We start from the raw sequence: 19,456 nt of genomic DNA, 5'->3' as shown, positions 1-19,456 counted from the left end.
TAGCTTTCATTTTGACGAGCAATTTCATGTGTTTATTTTGACGCTGGCGCGTCAACCTAAACACATATTGCTCTAAACCTCCACCACCACCGCCGTCACATTGTCATTCACACGGTGCGCCAAGGCGGCGTGGATCAGCAGCTCCGTCGGCGGGACGCCCTCGGGCGCGCCGAGCAGGCTTTGGATTTCCGGCTCGCTCAGGGTTTTGCTCAAGCCATCGCTGCACAGCAGAAACCGGTCACCGGGCTGGATCTGGCCGATCACCTTGTCCAGCTCCAGCACCTCCTCATCCGCCCCCACGGCACGGGTGATGACATTGGCATGCGGGTGTTTCTCGGCATCTTCCGGGCGCAGCGTGCCGGCGTCCACCAGCTCCTGCACCAGCGAATGGTCGCGGGTGATCTGTTGCAGCACGCCGCCGCGCAGCAGATAGGCGCGGGAATCACCGGCCCAGAGGCAGGCGAAATGGCGATCGCGGATCATCAGCCCGACGAATGTCGAGGCGATCATCACATCGCCGCCCCGCCGGGCGGCTTCCGCGCGCAAGGCATCATGCACCTGGGTGATGGTGACGCGAATGCCCGAGAGCAGCTCGCTCGCACTCAGGTCAGCGGGCAGGCGCGAGAGCGCCTCGACGATCATGCCCGAGGCGACCTCCCCCGAGGCATGGCCGCCGGCACCATCGGCCACCACCCAGAGCCCCAGCTCCGGCCGGGCGAGCAGATTATCCTCGTTATGTTTGCGAACCGCGCCGACATCCGTCTGCGCCCAGGAACGTGGCATCAATTGAGCCCCTCCACGGGCTGAGGATCGCGCAGCATGGCGCCGGCTTGCGTCGCGGCGGGCAACAGCCCCGGATGATCGAAACGCCGCGGCCGCACCAGCGGGCTGCCTTGCGTCCACCAGCCAAGTGGCGGCAAGGCCGCGTCCTCCACCGGCGCGGCCAGGGCGGCAGCGATCGCCTCGTGCGGCTTGTCGTCAACCACCCCGGCCAGCCCTTCCGCCTCCGCCAGCGCCAGCCATTGGCCGCCTTGCGCCAACGCCGCCGGATCATCCGCCAGCGCCGCCAGGATGAAGGGGTAATGCCGCCCGGCCTTGTCCATGCTCGGCAGCCACACACCCAGCATGGCGCGTGGACCGCAGGCACCGGGGGGGAGGAAGAAATGCCAGATCGGCGCGCTCATCCAGGCCGGCTCCCAGTCTTCGCCGAGATCGGCACGCGATTGGGTCAGGCAGTCCCGGCACCAGAGATCGAGCGGCGCAACAACATCCTCCGGCAGCACAGCGCGCAGAAAATCCCCGCGTGCCGGCAGCTTGCCGAAAAACCCGGTCAGAGCGGGCTGGAACATGCTCATCCCTGCAGGCTGGGGCAGCGGAAATCCGCCAGCATGCCAGGCGCGAAGGGGTTGAGCACGGAGTTGGCGCCGATGCTGTAGCTCACACTATGCCCGCCGGCGGAGAAGGTGAGCGTGTACTGGTCCGAAGACCCAGCCTGCGCCAGCGTGCCCTGGCTGAACAGATGGAACAACGCCCAGGGGCCGGCGGCATCCAGCTCCACCGGGTTGCCGCCGCCGACCGGGGTGATGATCAGCCGCGCCGTCTGCATCCCATCCGCGCCGGGCCAGGAGATCATCGTCGGCACTTGCGGGCCATGCGCGTAGGCGACGTTCACCGCCCCCAGCTGCAGCACCGCCTGGGCGGCGCCGGCATCCAGCGCGGTCGGAGTCAGGCTGAACTGTACAGCCGGCGTGGCGCCGGCGGCGAAGAAGAGCTGCTTGATCGTCTCCGCGCGCTGGAACTCCGCCAGCGCGCCCTGGCTGATCGGCGGGGTGACGCCATTCACCGCCTGCACCCGCCAAGTCCGGCCGGACATATCGACGAAAGGCTGCACCTGCTGGGTGAAGAAGCTGTCCAGCAGCCCGTTCGGGGCGAAGAGATGCGCGAAATCGCCGAGCGGAATGTCGGTGGAGGAGGCGGGCACGAACGGGTAGCGCCCGGCCACCGCCTGCTGGCAGAGCTGGCCGGGCCCGGCGGCCCCGTTGAAGGCCGCCGCCGCCGCCTTGGCGGCACTGCCGCCGCGCAGACCGTTGGCATTGACCACCAGCGCCTGCAGCCAGCGCGAGACGGGCTGCGGGTCGGTCGCCGCCTCGCCTTGCAGCAGGCTGGCCGGGTCGCCGCCCGCCGCGGGCGCCGCCGGGGCGGTGCCTGGAGCGGCGGCGGCCAATGCCGCCAGTTGCTGTTGCAGCCCGTTGATGAGGTTGAGCGTCAGGCTCATCGGCGAGCCGGCGCCGCCACCGACATAATTGATCAGCGGCGCGTAATAATTATCCACCTCCGAACCTAGAGCCGGGCCGCCGCTGGCGGTGGCCGCGCCCATCAGCCCCTGCAGCGCCGCGGCATCCGCGTTCAACGCCGCCGCGCCGGGGATCTTCGAGGTCGCGGCCGGTTTCGGCGGCTCCACGCCCTTGGAGAGCTGCAACTGGGTGGTGATGCTGGCCAGCAGACGCTGCATCGGCGATTGCGGGGAGCCGAGAATATAGAGCGTCTGCACCGCCTGGCCGATATTGGTGGCCGGCTTCAGGTTGAGGTCGCCCAGCATCGCGTTCCACTGCGCCTCGTAATCGGCCTCGTAGAGCTTGATGACGTTCTGCTCCAGATTCTGCATGTCCGGGCTGGAGGGATCGACCTGCTGGCCCGGCCCGAGCACCCAGCTCTCATCCGCGACATCCTTGGCGGCATGGGTGAGGGCCGGCAGCAGCACCAGTTGGAAGCCTTTCAGCGTGTAGAAGCCGGGCACGCCCTCGGTGAGCGGTTTGCCGGAGGCGCGGGTGAAGAGCGGCACGCCGGCCGCCCCCATCGCCTGCGCCGGCACCCAGGCGGGCACGGCGGCGGCGGCCTGGGAGTCGCGGATGCGCGAATAGACGCGCTCGGCCACCGAGACCCGGCTGAAGGTGGCGCGGGCGGCTTCCACCAGCGCGCCATCCAGCGGCACTTGCGGCAGCGGCGCATCCAGCATCGCCACCAGATGCTGCATCAGGTCGTCGCGCAGATCCTGGTTGGCGATACCGGGATAAAGCCGCTGCCAATCCAGCTTCATCCAGGCTTCGACGAGGTTCTTGTCCATCGGCCCCTGCCCGCCCAGCATCAGATAGACGCGTGTGGCCTGGTAGAGGAATTCCGGCTTGTCGAAGCCGCCGCGCATCTCCGCTTCCAGCTGCAAAATCAGCCGGGGCAGCAGGATGTTGTCCAGCGCGTTGGTATAGAGCGTGTTGGCGCCGGCGCTGAGCTTGGGCGCCTGGTTCAGACCCAGCCCCATCGTCCCATGATCTGCCGTGTCGCCAACGCCGAAGGGCATGGCGCGGGCGGCATCCAGCAAGGGCAGCACGGTCTGCAGGTTGGAGTCCTGGACCGGATCCAGCTGCACGGTCTTGGCCGCCTGCTGGTAATTGGCGACCGCCTGGTCGCTGGCCGCAATCGCCGCCTGATTATGGGCGCGGCTGAGCAGGAAGCCGCCCAGCAGCCCCAGAAACAGGATGGCGACAGCGCCATAGCCGGCCGCTTGCAGCAAAATCCGCCGGCGGCGCTGGGCCGGATTTTGCCCCGCCAGCATGGCCTCGCCGAAAATCACTTCCTGCAGCAGGCGGGAGAGGAAATAGCTGCGCCCGGAGGCGGCGCGCAGCGAGGGGGCGCGGCGCTGATCGATGCCGAAGGCGCGCGAGAGCGCGCCGGTCAGCCGGTCGATCGGCGTGCCTTCCTGGGTGCCGGAGGTGAAATAGACACCGCGCAGATACGGCGCCGGGTCCAGCGCCGAGCCGCCGAAGGCTTCGGCCAGGAACTCGTTCAACGGCGCCTCCAGGCTGGCCACCTGGGTCGGGAAGCCGGCGATCAGGCCGCGCCGGTCCGGGCTGCGCTCGCGCTGCAGCAGGTCGATCAGCCGCTCATCCAGACGCTGCACCAGCAGCTTGAACTCGGCATCGAACTGCGCCACCGCGTTGGTGTTTTGCGCCGGGAAGGTGGTGCCCCAGACCTGGGCGCGCTTTTCCTGGTCGAGATCGTCGAAAAACTCGGTGAAGCCGGCGAGCAGATCCGCCTTGGTCAGCAGCGCATAGACCGGCAGCTTCAGATCCAGCCGGGCGGTGAGTTCCTTGATGCGGGTGCGGATGGCGCGGGCATGGGCCAGGCGCTCCTCACGCGGCGCAGCGGCGATATCCGCCAGAGAAATCGCCACCACCACGCCGTTCAGCGCCTGGCGCTGGCGGGTGCGCTTGAGCAGGTCCAGGAAGCCTTCCCAGCCGGCTTTGTCGGTGGCGGCGTTGGAATCCTGGGTGGTGTAGCGCCCGGCGGTGTCGATCAGCACCGCCTGCTCGGTGAACCACCAATCGCAAAGCCGGGTGCCGCCGACACCGGCCACCGCCCCCTGCCCCAGCTCCGCCGCCAGCGGGAATTTCAGCCCGGCATTCAAAAGCGCGGTGGTCTTGCCGGCCCCCGGCGGGCCGATGATCACGTACCAGGGCTGCTCATAGAGATAGCCGCGCGAGCCGCTGGCCTTGCGCAGAAAAGCCAGGGATTTTTTCAGCTTCTCGCTCAGCGCCGCCAGCTCTTCCGCCGCCGCCTTGTCCGGCGTGGCGGCCCCCGCATCCGCGACGCCGGCGGCCAGGGCCGCCTCGCGTTGCTTGCGCCGCCGGTCCAGCAGCAGATTGGCGCCGAGCCAGACCAGCAGAATGACCAGGATGAGGACCAGCCGCGCGATGATGCCAGCCAAAGCGTGAATGAAGGGCGCGAAGAACCACACCAGAGCCGCCAGCACCAAGGCGGCGACGAAGCTCAAAACCCAGCGCGACGCCAGAAAGCCGAGAATTTTTTTCATGGCGATGTCAGTTTCCCGAAGGATGGTTCAGCACGATTTCGATACGCCGGTTCTGCGCGCGCCCCGCCTCGCTGGCATTGCTGGCGACGGGATCGGCATCGCCCATGCCTTTCGCGGTGATGCGGCTCTGGTCGCCGATGGTCTGGTCCAGGATCGCCGCCGCCGCCTGGGCGCGCGATTGCGAGAGGGCGAAATTGGAGGGAAATTGCAGCGTGTGGATCGGCTGGTTGTCGGTATAGCCGGTGACCACCACGGTGCCGCTTTCCTTTGCCAGCGCCTGGCCGATTTTCTGCAACAGCGGCACATCGGCCGCCTCCACCGTGGCGCTGCCGGAGCCGAACAGGCCCTGATTGTTGATGCGCACGATCGGCTGATGGGTGGTGCCCAGCACGCTCACCTTGCCGGCGGCGATTTCGGGCTGCAGGAAGCCGGAGAGACGGTCCAGAATGGTCGGGCCGACCGGGGCGGGCTCGGCCGGGGCGACCACCGGCTGGGCGCGGACGATCTGCGGCATATGCGGCAACGGCGCGTTCACCTGCGCCTGGAAGGCGGCGTCCGACTTGCCGGAGAGCGAAAACAGGCAGCCGGCATAGACCAGCCCGAGCACGCCCAGCGCCACGATGGCGACCACCCAAACCGGCACGCCGAAGCGGCGCGGTCTATAGCCCGCCGCCACACCCTGCCAATGCGGGGACAGAGCCGGATCGCCCGGCGGCATCTGCCGGCGCAGCACCGCGTAGGTTTCCTCGCGCAGCCGGTCGATCTCGGCCGGGCCGCGCGGAGAGAGCCGGTAGCGGCCCATATAGCCGAGCGACAGGCAGAAATACATCAATTCCAGAACCGGCAGGAAATTGCCGGGGTTTTGGCGGATCTGCGCCATCACGTCGAAAAACCGCTCGCCGGAGCGGACTTCCTGATGGAAGGTGGAGACCAGCGAGCGCTGCGCCCAGGCGCCCTGGCTGCCCCAGGGTGTGGCCAGCACCACATCATCCAGGCTGGCGCAGAGCGCGTAATGGGCCGGGCGGAGCTGCTCCATGGGGATGTTGCGCGCCCGGGCGGTTTCCTCGAAGCGGCGGATTTCACGCACCGCGCGCTCGCGCAAATCCCCGGAGTCAGGCGCCTGCAAGGTGTTGCGCAGCCGGGCCAGCAATTGCAGCAGCGGCCCGGCGCAGGCGATCAGCGGGGCGCCGCCCATGGAGATCGTCTCCGGCGCATCCGCCGGCAAGGCGGCGGCCGGGGCGCTGTAGCCGGGCGCTGCGGCGGCGGGCGCGCCGCCAAACGGGCTGTCGAACGGCGAGGGCTGGGCGGGCGGCGGTGTCGCCGGGCGCTTGCCGCCCGGGATCGGCCGGATCACGGTGCGGTCTGAATCGTCCGGCTCGGAGAACGGATTATCGCTCATCGTCTCTCTCCCTCAGCGCCTCGCGCGCTCACCCTTTGATGGCCCACAACTCCATGCGCAGGCCAGGAAATTCTCCGGAGACATGGATCGCGAAGCCGCCCGAGGTCTGCATTTGCTGCCAATGCGGGCTGTTGCGGTCCAGTTCGAAATAAGAGCCGCCGGCATAGAACGGGATCTGCCGGGGGGCGACGGGCAGCGGGCGCACGGCGATGCCGGGCAGCGCCACATTCACCAGCTCGCGAATATGCTCCACCGCGCCGATCTTCACCTGGGCGGGGAAGAGGCGGCGCATCGTCTCGGTCGGCACATCGGCCTGCACCGTCAGCACGAAATTCGCCGCGCGCAGAATATTGCGGTCATTGATCGGGCCGACATGCACGCCGTGCCGGCGCTCCTGCAGCGGGATCGCCACCGCGTTGGTTTCAATAACGGAGGAGAGCGCGCGGCGCAGATCGGCGATCACCGGGGCGAAAGAACGTTGCAGATCCTCATGCCGGTAGCCGGGATATTTGTTCGGCCGGCGCTGCCCCTCGGTGAAAGTGGCGAATTCGGCGGCCATCTGCACATAGGCGGTATAGAGCGTCTCGGGATGGATGTTCGCCGCATCGGCCCAATGCTGCAGCAAAGCCTGCCAGCGATTGAGCGCCTGCAGCAGCATGAAATCCGCAACCTCGGCGACACCGCGCGCACCCGGCGCATTCACCCGTGCCGCCAGCGCCTCGCCGCGCTGGTTGATCATGCCGGCGAATTCGGTGACCAGCCCGGCCAGGCCCGGCACCGCGTGGCAGGCCAGAGCGGGGGGCAGCCAGTTCTCATCCAGCGTCACCCGCTTGTCGGATGAAACCTCCATGATCCGCGCGACGGGAATGCAGAGATAGCCGGCGCGGTCATCGCTATCCAGCAGATAGCGCAGCTTCAGCCGGCCGATCAGCAATTCCGCCGCCTGCGGCGAGGCGGAATGGGTGTCGTAGGCCTCGAAGCTCTGCGCCTTGTAGCGGCCTTCGGCGCTGCCATCAGCGGCGGCGATTTCCACCGCCCCGGCCTGCTGCACCGGCAAGGCCAGATGGATGAGCACGCCGCGGGTATTTTCCGGCACCTCGAACGGGGCGGGATGGTCGGTTTCGCCGGGCAGGCTGAAGGGGGTGCCGTCCTCGAACACGCCGGCGGCGGTGGCCAGGGCAAAGCGGCCGGTGCCGAGCAGATCGCGGTCCAGCATCATCTGGGTCAGGCCCCAGCCATGCGATCGCAGCGCCGCGACGCGTCCGCGCAGCGTCGCCTCCAGCCAGCGATCCTGCTGCTGAAAATGCTGGGAGCGGAGGAACATCCCCTCCTGCCAGATGACGCGGTTGGTCCAGCTCACGAAGCGGCTCGCATAATCGTCAAATCTCCCAAACACGGCACTCGGAGGCGCCGCGCCATTATTACGGCTTGCGCATCATCCGCCAAGGGATGCGGTCAGCCCGTTTATATGCAGTGTCAGCACGGTTGGCCCATGGGCCGCAACCGGCGCGGTGAGTTTCCAGGTTGAATGATTGATATCCCGGAACAAGACCGCGACGCCCAGCGTGGTCGTCCCCGGCGTCAGGTTGATCGTTTCCGTCAGCTTCTGGCCGGGTGAAACGATATATTGCGCGGAACCGCCCAGCGCCTCGGTGCCGAGCGCGGCACTCTCATTGCCGGTGAGGGTATAGACATCCGCCGCCTGGAACTTGCCGCTGGCGGCAAGCTGGTAGACGCGCACGGCCACCGCCGTGCCCTGGCCGGACGGGTCAGGGTTTTGCCCGGTGGCACCTACGATGTTCAAGGTGAGCACAGGCGGCGGGGGCGGCGGTGAGGCGCAGCCGGCAAGCACCAGGAAAGCGGCAAGAAAAACCGAACGTTTCATCACATCCCCCATCATCCAGGATCCCGCGCGCTCACTTCGCGCAGCGCGGTTTCATAGGCACGTGCAAAAGATTTTCCGAACACGCTGTCGAAATCATCGGCCAGCGCGCGGGTGATGGTTTCGTGAAGTTTCTCATAGGCCTCGAAGGCGCGGGCCTTTTTCTGCGCCGGCAGCAGCGCCATGCCGCCTTCCACCTGCAATTTCGCGGGGTCGAGCTGGGCCAGCAAGGCGCGCACCGCATCCTGCATCGCCGCCATGGTGGCGAGCTCATGCAGGCGCATATCGCGCAGCGCATCATTCACCGCCGCGTCCGGGCCCATATCCACCCGCCGCCCGAGCCCGAGCAGCGCGGTCAGCGCGTCATCGTCATCGGCGGAGAATTTCAGCGGGTTGTTGCCGCGGGCGCGGATCATGGTCTGCTCGATGCGGAATTCACCCTTGATGGTGGCGCGCGCGATCAAAGCCTGGCGAATGCCGGAGACGACAGCCCGGAAGGTGCCGCCCAGCGCCTGCATCAGCGCCTCGGGATTGGCGGGGCTGGCGGCTTCCAGCCCGGCGCCGCGCAGGAAGGCGGCCATCAGCGCATCGCCGCCCGGGGGCAGCGCCTGTGCCGTGACAGGCGGGGGCGTCACCGGCGGCGCCGCGCGGGGGACCTCCGGCAGCGCGGCTGGAGCAGCTTGTGGCGGGCGATGATCCGCCGGCTCGGCAAAGGGGTTGGCGGCCTCCGGCGCCGGGCGCGGGGGCAACGGTGGCGGCATGGCGGGGGGCGCGACCGGCGGCGGCGCGAATGGCGCGGCAGGCGGCGTTGCCTCGAACGGGGACGGGGTCGAGGCCCAGGGATCCGGCGCCGGCGGCTGGTGCGGCGGCGTGAAGGCTGGAGGTGCCGCCGGCCGGGCAGGCTGCTGGCCCGGCAGCGGCGATAGATCCCAATCATCATCCTCCGGCAGCATCTGCCGGGCGGCGGGCGGGCGGAAGGCGTCGCTGAAGGACGGGGTGTGGTCCGGCTGGGTCGGCGCGCCGAGGAAATCGCTCTCCGGCCCGGCCAGCGGGTCGAACCGGTCCGGCATCTGTACCGACGGAGGCTGCGGCGGGCCGCCAAAGAGCGGATCATTCGGGCCGAAGGCCGCACTGGTGAAGCTGTTGGCCGGCGGTGCCGGCGGTGGCGCGAACACATCGCCGCCGAACGGATCATCGAACGGCGAGGCACCCTTGCCAAAGCTGGACGCCCCGAACCCCTGCCCGTCCTCGACCCTGGCCTCGATCTCATAGGCGCCGAAGCGGATCCGGTCGCCATCGCGCAGCGGGCGGATCTGGCCATTGCCGATCGGCTCGGGGTCGTGGTTCAGAAAGGTGCCGTTGGTGCTGATATCCGCAATCGCCCAGCCGCCATTGCGAAAGGCGATGACGCAATGGCGCTTGGAGAGCAGCCGGTCCGGATCCGGCATGATCCAGTCATTATCGGCCCCCCGGCCGATGCGGAATTCCCCGCCGGAGAGCTGCTTGGTTTCGGGCGGCACCGCATCCGGGCAGCGCAGAATGGATAGGGTCAGGGTCATGGCGCCTCCGGCGGCAGGCGGCCCGGACCGCCGGCGGCGATATCCTGGGCGGATTGCAGGAACATTGCCAGGCGCTGCGGCTGCCGGGCGGCATCCAGGCGCACCGAGGCGAGGGCCAGCGCCCCCGCCACCGCGATGCCGGTGAGATGCGGCGGCGGGGTTACCGCCGGCGCGTCCGGCGGCGCCAGCGACTCCCCGCTCCAGAACGCCGCCACCCCGGCCCAGGCCTCGGGGCTTTGAAAGCCGGCGCGCCGGGCTTCCTCCATCGCCGCCCGGGCATGGGTCATGCTCTGCTGGCGTACCCAGCCCTCGGCCTGCTCGCGCGCCTTGCGGTCCGGCTCCGGCAGCGCCGCCGGGGCGGTGTGCAGGGCGCACATGCAGGCCCACCAGACCGCCTCGCGCTTGGGCAAGGCATGGGCCAGAACCCGCGTCGCCTCGATCCCGAACCCCGCCTGAGCCAGCGCGGCGACCACCGCCTCCACGCTCTCCAGCCCGGCCACGCTGGCCAGCGCCTTCCCCTGCAGATCCGCGCGCTGCAACACCACAGGCAGGGCGGCGGCGGATAATTTGCTCTGCGTCGCAGCACTCATTTTATGTGCCCTCCCCGCGTCACGAATTGATCATGGTGATGCCGCCCTTGAGCTCCAGCATCCCATCCCCGGAGACCTGCACGATCGCCCCCTTCACCGCCGTCTGCGCCTGGCCGGTGACATTCACCTGAATGCCCTTCACATCCACCTCGGAGGCGGTGAGCTTCACCGAGCTGGGGCCGACGGTAAGGGTGATCGAGCTGGTATCGATGACAATCGAATTACCCCCGACCTTCAGCGTGATCGACTGCCCGGCCTTATGGGTGATGGTCCCGACGCTGACCTCCAGCGATTCATTGCCCTGGCTCACCGTGGTGGATTTATTGCCCTCGGAGACGGTGGTGGTGAAATCCTGCTTCACCGTGTCGGTCTTCTTGCCGTCGATCTTCACCGTCTCGTCCTTGCTGACGGTGACGTTGCGGTCGTTCTCGACCTCGATATTGAGGTCCTTCTCCGCATGCAGATAAACGACCTCGCTGCCCTTGGTATCGTCGATGGAGAATTCGCTGAAATTCGCGGTGCCGCCCTGCATGGTGGAGCGTGTGCGCAGGCCGCTCTTGTTCTTCTCGGAAGCGGCGAAGACCGGCTTGTTATTGCCGTTGAACAGGCAGCCCACCACCACCGGGCGGTTCACATCGCCTTCCAGGAAGGAGACCACCACCTCCATGCCGATGCGCGGAATATACTGGCTGCCCCAGTTATTGCCGGACCAGCCCTGCATCACCCGCACCCAGAGGGTTTTATCCGTGGTGATGTCGCCCTCATGGTCGAAGGGGAACCGCACCTGGATGCGGCCGAGATCGTCCGTATAGATCTCCTCGCCCTTCGGGCCGATGACGATGGCGCTGTACATCCCCGCCATCACCGGCGGCGCGTGGACGGGCTCTTCCTGATAGCTGGTCTTGGACGGAAACGCGACGATGCTGGCCGAGACCGACATGCGATGGCCGGACGCGCCGCCGGCCTTGCTGTCCACAATACTCAGCCCGAGCGACTGGATGACATATTCCGTGGCCGCGCCTGTCGTCGGGTCATTCTGCAAGGTGAATTTGCCGCCGGCGATGAAATCCGCGATCTGGCCGGAGCCGGTATAAAGCTGCGCCCCGGCTTCCGCCGCCAGCATATGGGTCTTGGCCAGGGTTTTGGCGTTGCCGGTGGCATCGCGCACCGCCGGCCAGCCATAATGGGTGCGCTGCGCGGCGGCGGAGGCCTGCAGCACGGTACTCTCGGTGCCGGTGATCGCGCCGGGGGCGAGCGTATCCGTCGCCGGATTGTAATCATCCCGGCGCACGCTGCCCATCACCGTGCGGTCCATCCGGTGCCAGCTATTCAGCACGCCGAACCCGCCATGGGTCTCATCGAGATAGATCTGCGGCGCGGCAATATCCGCGAAGGCGGTGTTGGCGTTGGCCAGCACCATCGTATGGGCGCCCTCGCTATGGGTGAAGAAATAGAAAATCCCGGCATCTTCCATCAGCCGCTGGATGAAATGCAGATAGGATTCGTTGAATTGCACCACATAATCGCGGACGGGAAAGGCGCCGCTGGTCTTGTCGCTGACCGCGACGCTGAATTTTCCCAGCACGTATTTGACGATGTCGAGCACCGATTGCTTCTGATAGAAGCGGCAATCCATGGTCTGGCTCAGAAACCAGAGCTTCGGCACGACGCTGATTTCATATTGCCATAGCGTGGTGGATTGCGAGGGCAATTGCCGCACGGCATTGACCAGGCCGGAAATATAGCGCTTGGCCGTGCCCCCGTCCGGCGCCGCGACGCTCACCGTCACCGCCTTGTCGAGCAGGCTGTTCGCATCCAGCAAAGCGCTGCCGGAATGCAGCTGGACCGTATATTGAAAGGGGCGGCTGAGGCGCTCGGTGCCATTGACGGCGGCGATCCCGAAGCTCGCATCCGGCAATGGCGTCGTGATCGTTAAAAAATCTAACTCTCCGCCCATGACCCACCCATCCGTTCCTGTCGTCCCGGAAACGGCGAGACCGCCTCCAGCCCGGCCGCGCGGGGCCCGGCTTGGCCCGCAATGCCTGATTCCGATCATTTCCCCAAATGTTGCACAGCCGCAAGGCTGGGCGGGGCGATGCTATCACCTTCATTATGATATCACCATGCCCGGGGGCGGGGAATTATCGGCAAGCCGGAACGACCCGCGCGGGCGTAGGCTGGCCATCATCGCGGCCCCGCGGCGGCGCGGCCTTCCGCAATTGCGTTTGCGGTGCCTGCCTCCCTGACATCACGATCTCGCGCCGCGCGCAGGCGAGCCCTGCGCGCGGTCCCATTCCCCCTGCCCGCCGAAGCTGCGTTTAATCCACCCGCCGACGCGCAAAGCGGCTTCAACGGGGGGATTGCGGATGCACCATACGACACTCAGCCTGCGGCATGCCCTGCTGGCCCTGGCGGTGATGGCGATCTGGGGCAGCAATTTCGTCGTCGCGCGGCTGGGGCTAGAGCAGTTTCCGCCGTTCCTCTTCGCCGGGCTGCGCTTCACCCTCGCCGCCTTGCCGCTGGTGGTTCTGCTGCCCCGCCCCAATGTCAGCTGGCGCAACCTCGCCGCCTACGGGCTGCTGATCGGCACCGGCCAGTTCGGGTTGCTGTTTCTGGCGCTGAACGGGCATATCTCGCCCGGCCTGGCCTCGCTGGTCATCCAGGTTCAGGTCTTCATCACCATCTTCCTCGCGATGCTGCGCAATGGCGAGCGGCTGCGCGGCTTTCAGATTATCGCCTGCCTGCTGGCCATCGCGGGGATTCTGGTGATCGCGGCGCATGTGAATGGCCATACCACGCCTCTGGGCCTGGCCCTGGTGCTGTTGGCGGCCGGTTGCTGGGCCAGCGGCAATATCGTCGCGCGCGAGGGCCGGCCGGATAATTTTCTGGCCTACGTGGCCTGGAGCAGCCTGTTTTCGGCGCCGCCGCTGCTGGGCCTGTCCCTGCTCACCGAAGGCCCGGCGGCGATGGCCCATGCCATCAGCCACGCCTCGCTGGGCGGCTGGGCGGCGCTGATCTGGCAAGCCGTCGGCAATAGCTGGTTCGGCTATGCCTGCTGGGGCATGCTGCTCGCCCGCTACCCCTCGGCCACCATCACCCCGATGGCGCTGCTGGTGCCGGTTTTTGGCATGGGCAGCGCGGTTTTATGGCTGCACGAGCCGATGCCGGCCTGGAAGCTGGGGGCCGCCCTGCTGGTCATTGTCGGCCTGGCGGTGAGCGTGTTCTATCCGCGCCTGCAGGCGGGAATGGCCCGGCGCCGGCCGCTCTGAATTTTATATGAGCGCGCAATTTCATATGTTTATAATGCCCTTGTGAGGGGGATGGAGAGTCTGCGATTGTCGCCTGGCGGCAGAGCCGGAGGGCGGGATCCGGCGTGATGTAGGGGGCACGCGGCATTGGACCAGGCCGCCAATTGTCGTGGGCTGATTATGCAATCCCTAAAGGATTAGAAATCAACAAACGCCAGTTTCCATCGGGACAGCGCTCCAATATCTGCGTCGCGGTCCCTCGCTGGACGATGTCTTGCCCGCCCGGTTGCGCGGCACACAGCTCCCAGTCGAGCAGCAACAAGGCGGTTTTCTGATTCACAATAATCCGGCGGATGCGGTTACGCAGCTTCGGTGCCATTGCGATGAGATCGCCAAGGGCTTTACGCAATGCCGTGGTGCCGCTGACGAGCGTACCGTCAGTCATCCGCATCATGGCATCCTGGCAAAAGAGCGCCATCAACGCATCCAGATCTCCTCTGCAAAATGCTTGATCAAACCTGCTGGCGAGGTCTTCCGGCTGCAAGGTCAGCGCCGGCTCGTCATGTTTCAGTTCGGAGATATAAGCACGAAGCAGCCGCGCCAACGCCTCAGGCGCTTCAAAAGGAACGAGATGCCCGATCCCTGCCATGACGGTAAATTTTGCCGCGGGTAAAGCTGGGACCACAATCCCGCGCAACATCTCGATGCTGTCCACCTTGTCAAATTCACCGCCCAAAACCAGAACCGGGACATTGATCGATTGCAGCGCGGCACTGACATCCTCGGCAATCGCGCAAGCCGGCCAGAATGCTTTCGCCGCGGCGCCGCCGCCCAAGCTGTCGGCGATGATTTGCGCGCGCCATTCCGGCTTCAGCTTTGATCCAGCCAGGATGTTATCGATCGTCCAGGAGATTGCCTCGGCACTATTATACGCGCCCGCCATGCCTTCGCGTTCGGCATCGGAAAGTATTTTGCCTTGCGCGGGCGAGGGAGCCACCAGTACCAACCCCGCAAGCCCCGCAGGGCGGCGCGAGGCCAGCAACTGGGCTATTTTTCCTCCCATGGAGTGGCCGACCAGGATGTAACGCCGCACCCCTAACGCTGAGACGGCGGCCTGCACATCATCCGCCAATGTTGCGATATCATAGCCCGTATCCGGCCGGTCTGAACCGCCCCACCCACGCATATCCAGCGCGATGCTGCGAACCCAACCGGGCAGCGCCTCGATGACGGGCGCCCAGCTGCGCGCCGTGCCGCCGAAATAAGGGAGAAATATAAGCGTCAAGTCACCATATCCCGCCGCTTCGGCGTGGAGGGTGATACCGTTCGCGGAGACCAGCATATCGATGTCCTTTTCTAGGCATGAAATCCAGCCACGACGATAAGAGTATCCCATTTAAACGATAATCCTGTTATGATGAGATACACTCGATAATAAGGTGATCGAATTAACATGGACCGGCTGTTAAGCCTCTCAGTTTTTGTCACGACCGTTGAGCAAGGCAGCTTGGCCGCGGCGGGGCGGGCGCTCGGGATGACGCCGGCAATGGCGGGCAAGCATGTTTCCGCGCTGGAGGCGGGGCTGGGGGTGCGCCTCCTCCACCGCACGACACGCAAGCTGCATATGACCGAGGCCGGCGAGGATTATTACCATCGCAGCCGCAAGATTTTGGAATCCCTGGAAGATGCCGACAATGCCGCCCAGCAATTACAGGACGAGCCGCGCGGCCTGTTGCGCATTGCAGCCCCCGCCAGCTTTGGCCCACGGCATTTGGGCGCGCCACTGGCGGCATTCCTCGGGCAGTATCCTGGCTTACGAATTGAGATGAGCTTGACCGACCAAATCACCGATCTTGTCGCCGGCGGGTTTGATCTGGCGGTCCGGATCGGCAGCCTTGCCGATTCCAGCCTCGTCGCGCGAAAACTTGCGCACACGAACATGCTGGCCTGCGCCTCGCCGTCTTATTTAGAAAAAAAAGGATGCCCGCAAAAACCCGCCGATTTGCGGAATCATGACCGCCTCGCCTTCAACCGCGCCACCACCGTTGGCGATTGGTGTTTTACCGATCAAAACGGTATTACCAGCAAGATTTCCGGAACGGCAAAGCTTGCCGCGGATAATATGGATATACTCTTGAACGCCGCGCTCGCAGGAGCGGGCATTGTTTATGGGCCGGCTTTCATCTTTTCCGAATATCTCCAGACGAACCGGCTGCAGCGGCTCTTGCCGGACTACATAACCGAAAGCCTGGATATTCATGTCGTCTATCCATCAGCATCGCTCGTCCCCGCGAAGCTGCGCCGGCTGATTGCGTTTCTTGCCGATTGGTTTGGCAAAAACGCTTCATGGATGTGAGTGCAAGGAATTCTTCCGCCAGAACAGGAACGCGTAGGCGCCGACTTTTTTACTGGAAAACAAAAAAGTCTGCCTAGCGCAGGCAAATTTTGCACTTCTGATGATGCGCAAGGGTCGTCACCTGCCGTTCTAGAGTCTTCTGTGATTAGGTTGACGCGCCAATGTCAAAATAAACACATGAAATTGCTCGCTAAAACAAAATTTAGAGCATCAAGCTAAAAGCTTGATACTCTAAGTGAGCAGAAGTTTTTGGGGTGTGGGGACTTTTTTCAAAAAGTCCCCACCTCTTAAAAAATCACCAGATCGTCCCGGTGGATGACCTCATCGCGCCCGCGAAACCCCAGCAGCGCCTCGAAATCCTCGGAGCGATGGCCGGCGATGCGCGCCGCGTCCTGGCTGGAATAGGCGGCGAGACCGCGGGCGATGCGGGTGCCATCCAGCGCCAGCACGTCCACCGGATCACCACGCTCGAAGGCGCCATTCACCGCCCGGATGCCGGCCGGCAGCAGCGAGGAGCCCTTGGCCAGCGCGCGGGCGGCGCCGTCATCGATGGTGAGGGTGCCGGCAGGGGCGAGGTGGCCGGCGATCCAGCTTTTGCGGGCGGAGCGGCCTTCCGGGGCGGGCAGGAACCAAGTGCATTTCGCCCCGGCGGCGACGGCGGCGATGGGGTTGGGGCGGTTGCCGATGGCGATCGCCATGGCGCAGCCGGCCTGGGTGGCGATCTGTGCGGCCACCAGCTTGGTGCGCATGCCGCCGGAGGAATAGCCCGGCGGGGGCTCGCCGCCCATGGCCATGATCTCCGGGGTGAGCGTGTCCACCACCGGGATATGGGCGGCGTCCGGGTCCTTGCGGGGGTCGGCGGTGTAGAGGCCGTCAATGTCCGAGAGGAGCAGCAGGGCGTCGGCCTGGACCATCTCGGCGACGCGGGCGGCCAGGCGGTCATTATCGCCATAGCGGATCTCGGCGGTGGCCACCGAGTCGTTCTCATTGATCACCGGCACGCAGCCCAGAGAGAGCAGGGTGGAGAGGGTGGCGCGGGCGTTGAGGTAATGGCGGCGATTCTCGGTGTCGCTCGGCGTGATCAGCAGCTGCGCGGCGGTGAGGTTTTTCTCGGCCAGAATCTGCGCCCAGGCCTGGGCCAGGCGGATCTGGCCGACGGCGGCGGCGGCCTGCTTCTCATCCAGCCGCAGCTTCGCACCGCTGAGGCCCAGCTGGCGGCGGGCGAGCGCGATGGCGCCGGAGGAGACGACGATGATCTCCGCCCCATGCGCGATCAGCTCGGCGATATCCGCGGCCACACCACGCAGCCAGGCCTCGCGCGGGCCGGCGGTCTCGGGGTCGACGATCAGCGCGGAGCCGATCTTGATGACGATGCGCTTGGCGGATTTCAGCGAGGGGATCATGCCCCGGCGCGCTCCGCCTTGGCCTCGTTGATGACATCCTGCAAGGCGCGCAGCACCTCGCGCACGCCTTCGCCGGTGACGGCGCAGATGGTCATGATCTTCGCGCCCGAGGCTTTCGCCAAGGCGGATTTGCGGGCGGAAAGCTCGCGCGGGCTCATCGCGTCGGTCTTGTTCAGCACGATGATCTCGGGCTTCTCGCTCAGCCCGCCGCCATAGGCTTCCAGCTCGGTGCGGATGGTGCGCCAGGCATCCACCACGTGGCCGGCCGCGCCATCGATGAGGTGCAGCAGCACCGCGCAGCGCTCGACATGGCCAAGGAAGCGGTCGCCCAGCCCGGTGCCCTCATGCGCGCCCTCGATGAGCCCGGGAATATCCGCCAGCACGAACTCCTCGGACATGTTCAGCCGCACCACGCCGAGTTGCGGGTGCAGGGTGGTGAAGGGGTAGTCCGCGATTTTCGGGTTGGCGCCGGAGACCGCCTTCAGGAAGGTGGATTTGCCGGCATTCGGCAGCCCGACCAGCCCGGCATCGGCGATGAGTTTCAGGCGCAGCCAGACCCAGCGCTCCTCGCCCGGCCAGCCTTTATCGGACCGGCGGGGCGCGCGGTTGGTGGAGGTTTTGAAGCGGGCATTGCCAAAGCCGCCATCGCCGCCCTTGAGCAGCACGATGCGCATCCCCGGCTTGTCGAGATCCGCCAGCATGGTCTCGCGCTCATCGTCGAAAATCTGGGTGCCGACCGGCACCTTGATGACCAGCTGCGGGGCGCCGGCGCCGGTTTTATCCGAGCCCGCGCCATTGCCGCCCTTTTTCGCCTTGAAATGCTGGGTGTAGCGGAAATCGATCAGCGTGTTCAGATTCTCGACCGACTCGAAGACGATATCCCCGCCCTTGCCGCCATCGCCGCCATCCGGGCCGCCGAATTCGACATATTTCTCGCGCCGGAAGGCGGTGACGCCATCGCCGCCATCGCCGGATTTGAGGAAGATTTTCGCCTGGTCGAGGAATTTCATCGGAAAACTCGCAATAAAAAAGCCGGCTCGCGCCGGCTTTTAAGGGTGGGCGCGGGCCCTGTCGATTACTCGGCGGCCTGGGCCACCGGCTCGACGGAGACGTGCACGCGGTCATCAGCCTTGCGGGTGAACACCACCTTGCCGTCCGCCAGGGCGAACAGGGTGTGGTCGCGGCCGACGCCGACATTCAGGCCCGGCTTCACCTTGGTGCCGCGCTGACGGACCAGAATGTTGCCGGCGATGACGGCCTGGCCGCCAGCCTTCTTGAGACCGAGGCGGCGGCCTTCGGTATCGCGACCGTTGCGGGACGAGCCGCCAGCTTTCTTATGTGCCATTGGTGAGGTGCTCCTTTAGGCCGCGTTGATGCCGGAGATGCGCAGCACGGTGACGTGCTGGCGGTGGCCGTTCTTACGGCGGCTGTTCTGGCGGCGGCGCTTCTTGAAGATCAGGACCTTATCGAGGCGGTCCTGGGCGATGACGGTGGCGGTGACCGAAGCGCCGGCGACCACGGGGGCGCCAAGCTTCAGGCTGCCTTCGCCGCCGACGGCGAGGACATCAGTGAAGGTAACCGTGCTGCCGGCTTCCGCCTCCAGCTTCTCAACCTTCAGCACCGCGTCTGGCGTGACGCGGTATTGTTTGCCGCCGGTGCGGATGACTGCGAACATGGTATAATCCAATCAGGTGTCGACTCAAAACCTAGAGCGCGCCCAGGAGACCCCAGCCGCGACGAGTGGCGCGTTATAGCGAGGCCAAAGGCGCTGTCAATGCTGATTCTGCTTCCGGCACGGTTTGGTTTTTTGCAAGCCTGTTGCGGTGCCGCGCGCCCTTGCCTATAAGCCCCGAGCCGAGACCCAAGGAGAGGTGCCAGAGTGGCCGATTGGGGCAGTCTCGAAAACTGTTGTGCGTGCAAGCGTACCGTGGGTTCGAATCCCACCCTCTCCGCCATGGACTATTTAAGCGACTGAAGTGCTTAAACTATCTCGATTTCCAAGGCCTTTGACCGCCGACTGTAGCACCGAACTGTTACGCCTGAGGTCATGCAAGAGATGCCGAAGCATCCTGGCGGGATTGTCATCCTAACCGCCGACCAGACAGGCTCCAAAGGCCGACCCTGCCGCCAAAACCCAGGAAGCTGGCCCCTT

16 protein-coding genes and 1 tRNA gene are annotated in these 19,456 nt (G+C 65.8%); 3 read left to right on the top strand and 14 right to left on the bottom strand.

The annotated features are described in order from the left end of the window. Window positions 1-72: 72 nt before the first annotated feature. The 9 genes from ACZ46S_RS13440 to ACZ46S_RS13400 all read right to left on the bottom strand — a co-directional run bounded on the left by ACZ46S_RS13440 (window position 73) and on the right by ACZ46S_RS13400 (window position 12,254). Window positions 73-783 carry a PP2C family protein-serine/threonine phosphatase gene (locus ACZ46S_RS13440; RefSeq protein ID WP_295742384.1) on the bottom strand — a complete coding sequence of 237 codons (711 nt, stop codon included), beginning with the start codon at window positions 781-783 and terminating at the stop codon, window positions 73-75. Next, window positions 783-1,349: a type VI secretion system-associated protein TagF gene (gene tagF, locus ACZ46S_RS13435; protein ID WP_464062113.1), complete on the bottom strand. Its 567-nt coding sequence runs from the start codon at window positions 1,347-1,349 to the stop codon at window positions 783-785. The genes ACZ46S_RS13440 and tagF overlap by 1 nt, the downstream gene beginning before the upstream one ends. Before the next feature lie 2 nt (window positions 1,350-1,351). Further along, entirely contained in the window at window positions 1,352-4,867 is a 3,516-nt protein-coding gene (gene tssM, locus ACZ46S_RS13430; protein ID WP_464062112.1) for a type VI secretion system membrane subunit TssM, read from the bottom strand. Window positions 4,868-4,874: 7 nt separating this feature from the next. Further along, window positions 4,875-6,266, bottom strand: a complete 1,392-nt coding sequence (gene tssL, locus ACZ46S_RS13425) for a type VI secretion system protein TssL, long form (RefSeq protein WP_464062111.1) — start codon at window positions 6,264-6,266, stop codon at window positions 4,875-4,877. Between the two features lie 28 nt (window positions 6,267-6,294). Then, window positions 6,295-7,626, bottom strand: coding sequence for a type VI secretion system baseplate subunit TssK (gene tssK / locus ACZ46S_RS13420; RefSeq protein WP_295742371.1), 1,332 nt, complete (start codon window positions 7,624-7,626; stop codon window positions 6,295-6,297). A 75-nt stretch (window positions 7,627-7,701) separates the two neighbouring features. Next, entirely contained in the window at window positions 7,702-8,151 is a 450-nt protein-coding gene (tssJ, locus tag ACZ46S_RS13415; protein WP_295742368.1) for a type VI secretion system lipoprotein TssJ, read from the bottom strand. 11 nt (window positions 8,152-8,162) lie between these two features. Then, window positions 8,163-9,707, bottom strand: a complete 1,545-nt coding sequence (tagH, locus tag ACZ46S_RS13410; protein WP_464062110.1) for a type VI secretion system-associated FHA domain protein TagH — start codon at window positions 9,705-9,707, stop codon at window positions 8,163-8,165. After that, window positions 9,704-10,297 carry a DUF6931 family protein gene (locus tag ACZ46S_RS13405; RefSeq protein WP_295742362.1) on the bottom strand — a complete coding sequence of 198 codons (594 nt, stop codon included), beginning with the start codon at window positions 10,295-10,297 and terminating at the stop codon, window positions 9,704-9,706. Before ACZ46S_RS13405 ends, tagH begins: the two co-directional genes overlap by 4 nt. 19 nt (window positions 10,298-10,316) lie before the next feature. Continuing rightward, complete coding sequence (locus tag ACZ46S_RS13400) at window positions 10,317-12,254, bottom strand: type VI secretion system Vgr family protein (protein WP_464062109.1); 1,938 nt, start codon at window positions 12,252-12,254, stop codon at window positions 10,317-10,319. 409 nt (window positions 12,255-12,663) lie between these two features. Here ACZ46S_RS13400 and ACZ46S_RS13395 point away from each other — a divergent pair, with 409 nt between their 5' ends. Then, complete coding sequence (locus ACZ46S_RS13395; RefSeq protein ID WP_464062108.1) at window positions 12,664-13,566, top strand: EamA family transporter; 903 nt, start codon at window positions 12,664-12,666, stop codon at window positions 13,564-13,566. A gap of 157 nt (window positions 13,567-13,723) precedes the next feature. On the opposite strand, the gene ACZ46S_RS13390 is transcribed toward ACZ46S_RS13395, so the two are convergent. Further along, on the bottom strand, window positions 13,724-14,887 hold the full coding sequence (locus tag ACZ46S_RS13390; RefSeq protein WP_464062107.1) for an alpha/beta fold hydrolase: 1,164 nt from the start codon (window positions 14,885-14,887) through the stop codon (window positions 13,724-13,726). A 111-nt stretch (window positions 14,888-14,998) separates the two neighbouring features. On the opposite strand from ACZ46S_RS13390, the gene ACZ46S_RS13385 reads away from it, so the two are divergent. After that, window positions 14,999-15,901 (top strand): LysR family transcriptional regulator, encoded by a 903-nt coding sequence (locus ACZ46S_RS13385; RefSeq protein ID WP_464062106.1) that lies wholly within the window; start codon window positions 14,999-15,001, stop codon window positions 15,899-15,901. Between the two features lie 287 nt (window positions 15,902-16,188). Here the strand turns inward: ACZ46S_RS13385 and proB are convergent, their stop codons facing one another. The 4 genes from proB to rplU all read right to left on the bottom strand — a co-directional run bounded on the left by proB (window position 16,189) and on the right by rplU (window position 18,979). Next, window positions 16,189-17,304: a glutamate 5-kinase gene (proB, locus tag ACZ46S_RS13380; protein ID WP_464062105.1), complete on the bottom strand. Its 1,116-nt coding sequence runs from the start codon at window positions 17,302-17,304 to the stop codon at window positions 16,189-16,191. Then, complete coding sequence (gene obgE / locus ACZ46S_RS13375; protein ID WP_464062104.1) at window positions 17,301-18,314, bottom strand: GTPase ObgE; 1,014 nt, start codon at window positions 18,312-18,314, stop codon at window positions 17,301-17,303. The genes proB and obgE overlap by 4 nt, the downstream gene beginning before the upstream one ends. A gap of 65 nt (window positions 18,315-18,379) precedes the next feature. Beyond that, window positions 18,380-18,649 carry a 50S ribosomal protein L27 gene (rpmA, locus tag ACZ46S_RS13370; protein WP_008493907.1) on the bottom strand — a complete coding sequence of 90 codons (270 nt, stop codon included), beginning with the start codon at window positions 18,647-18,649 and terminating at the stop codon, window positions 18,380-18,382. Window positions 18,650-18,664: 15 nt separating this feature from the next. Beyond that, on the bottom strand, window positions 18,665-18,979 hold the full coding sequence (gene rplU, locus ACZ46S_RS13365; protein WP_008493908.1) for a 50S ribosomal protein L21: 315 nt from the start codon (window positions 18,977-18,979) through the stop codon (window positions 18,665-18,667). Between the two features lie 190 nt (window positions 18,980-19,169). Between rplU and ACZ46S_RS13360 the strand changes: the two genes are divergently transcribed. Continuing rightward, window positions 19,170-19,259 (top strand) — tRNA-Ser (locus ACZ46S_RS13360). Window positions 19,260-19,456: the final 197 nt, after the last annotated feature.

It is taken from the genome of Acidocella aluminiidurans (genome assembly GCF_055383125.1).
The sequence above is the reverse complement of the archived record's forward strand: the minus strand, read 5'-3'. Positions and strand labels throughout refer to the sequence as shown.

Excerpts from the sequence above, each read along its gene's own strand:
- ACZ46S_RS13440 (WP_295742384.1), bottom strand. The coding sequence starts at position 783 with ATGCCACGTTCCTGGGCGCAGACGGATGTCGGCGCGGTTCGCAAACAT.
- tagF (WP_464062113.1), bottom strand. The coding sequence starts at position 1,349 with ATGTTCCAGCCCGCTCTGACCGGGTTTTTCGGCAAGCTGCCGGCACGC.
- tssM (WP_464062112.1), bottom strand. The coding sequence starts at position 4,867 with ATGAAAAAAATTCTCGGCTTTCTGGCGTCGCGCTGGGTTTTGAGCTTC.
- tssL (WP_464062111.1), bottom strand. The coding sequence starts at position 6,266 with ATGAGCGATAATCCGTTCTCCGAGCCGGACGATTCAGACCGCACCGTG.
- tssJ (WP_295742368.1), bottom strand. The coding sequence starts at position 8,151 with ATGAAACGTTCGGTTTTTCTTGCCGCTTTCCTGGTGCTTGCCGGCTGC.
- tagH (WP_464062110.1), bottom strand. The coding sequence starts at position 9,707 with ATGACCCTGACCCTATCCATTCTGCGCTGCCCGGATGCGGTGCCGCCC.
- ACZ46S_RS13405 (WP_295742362.1), bottom strand. The coding sequence starts at position 10,297 with ATGAGTGCTGCGACGCAGAGCAAATTATCCGCCGCCGCCCTGCCTGTG.
- ACZ46S_RS13400 (WP_464062109.1), bottom strand. The coding sequence starts at position 12,254 with ATGGGCGGAGAGTTAGATTTTTTAACGATCACGACGCCATTGCCGGAT.
- ACZ46S_RS13395 (WP_464062108.1), top strand. The coding sequence starts at position 12,664 with ATGCACCATACGACACTCAGCCTGCGGCATGCCCTGCTGGCCCTGGCG.
- ACZ46S_RS13390 (WP_464062107.1), bottom strand. The coding sequence starts at position 14,887 with ATGCTGGTCTCCGCGAACGGTATCACCCTCCACGCCGAAGCGGCGGGA.
- ACZ46S_RS13385 (WP_464062106.1), top strand. The coding sequence starts at position 14,999 with ATGGACCGGCTGTTAAGCCTCTCAGTTTTTGTCACGACCGTTGAGCAA.
- proB (WP_464062105.1), bottom strand. The coding sequence starts at position 17,304 with ATGATCCCCTCGCTGAAATCCGCCAAGCGCATCGTCATCAAGATCGGC.
- obgE (WP_464062104.1), bottom strand. The coding sequence starts at position 18,314 with ATGAAATTCCTCGACCAGGCGAAAATCTTCCTCAAATCCGGCGATGGC.
- rpmA (WP_008493907.1), bottom strand. The coding sequence starts at position 18,649 with ATGGCACATAAGAAAGCTGGCGGCTCGTCCCGCAACGGTCGCGATACC.
- rplU (WP_008493908.1), bottom strand. The coding sequence starts at position 18,979 with ATGTTCGCAGTCATCCGCACCGGCGGCAAACAATACCGCGTCACGCCA.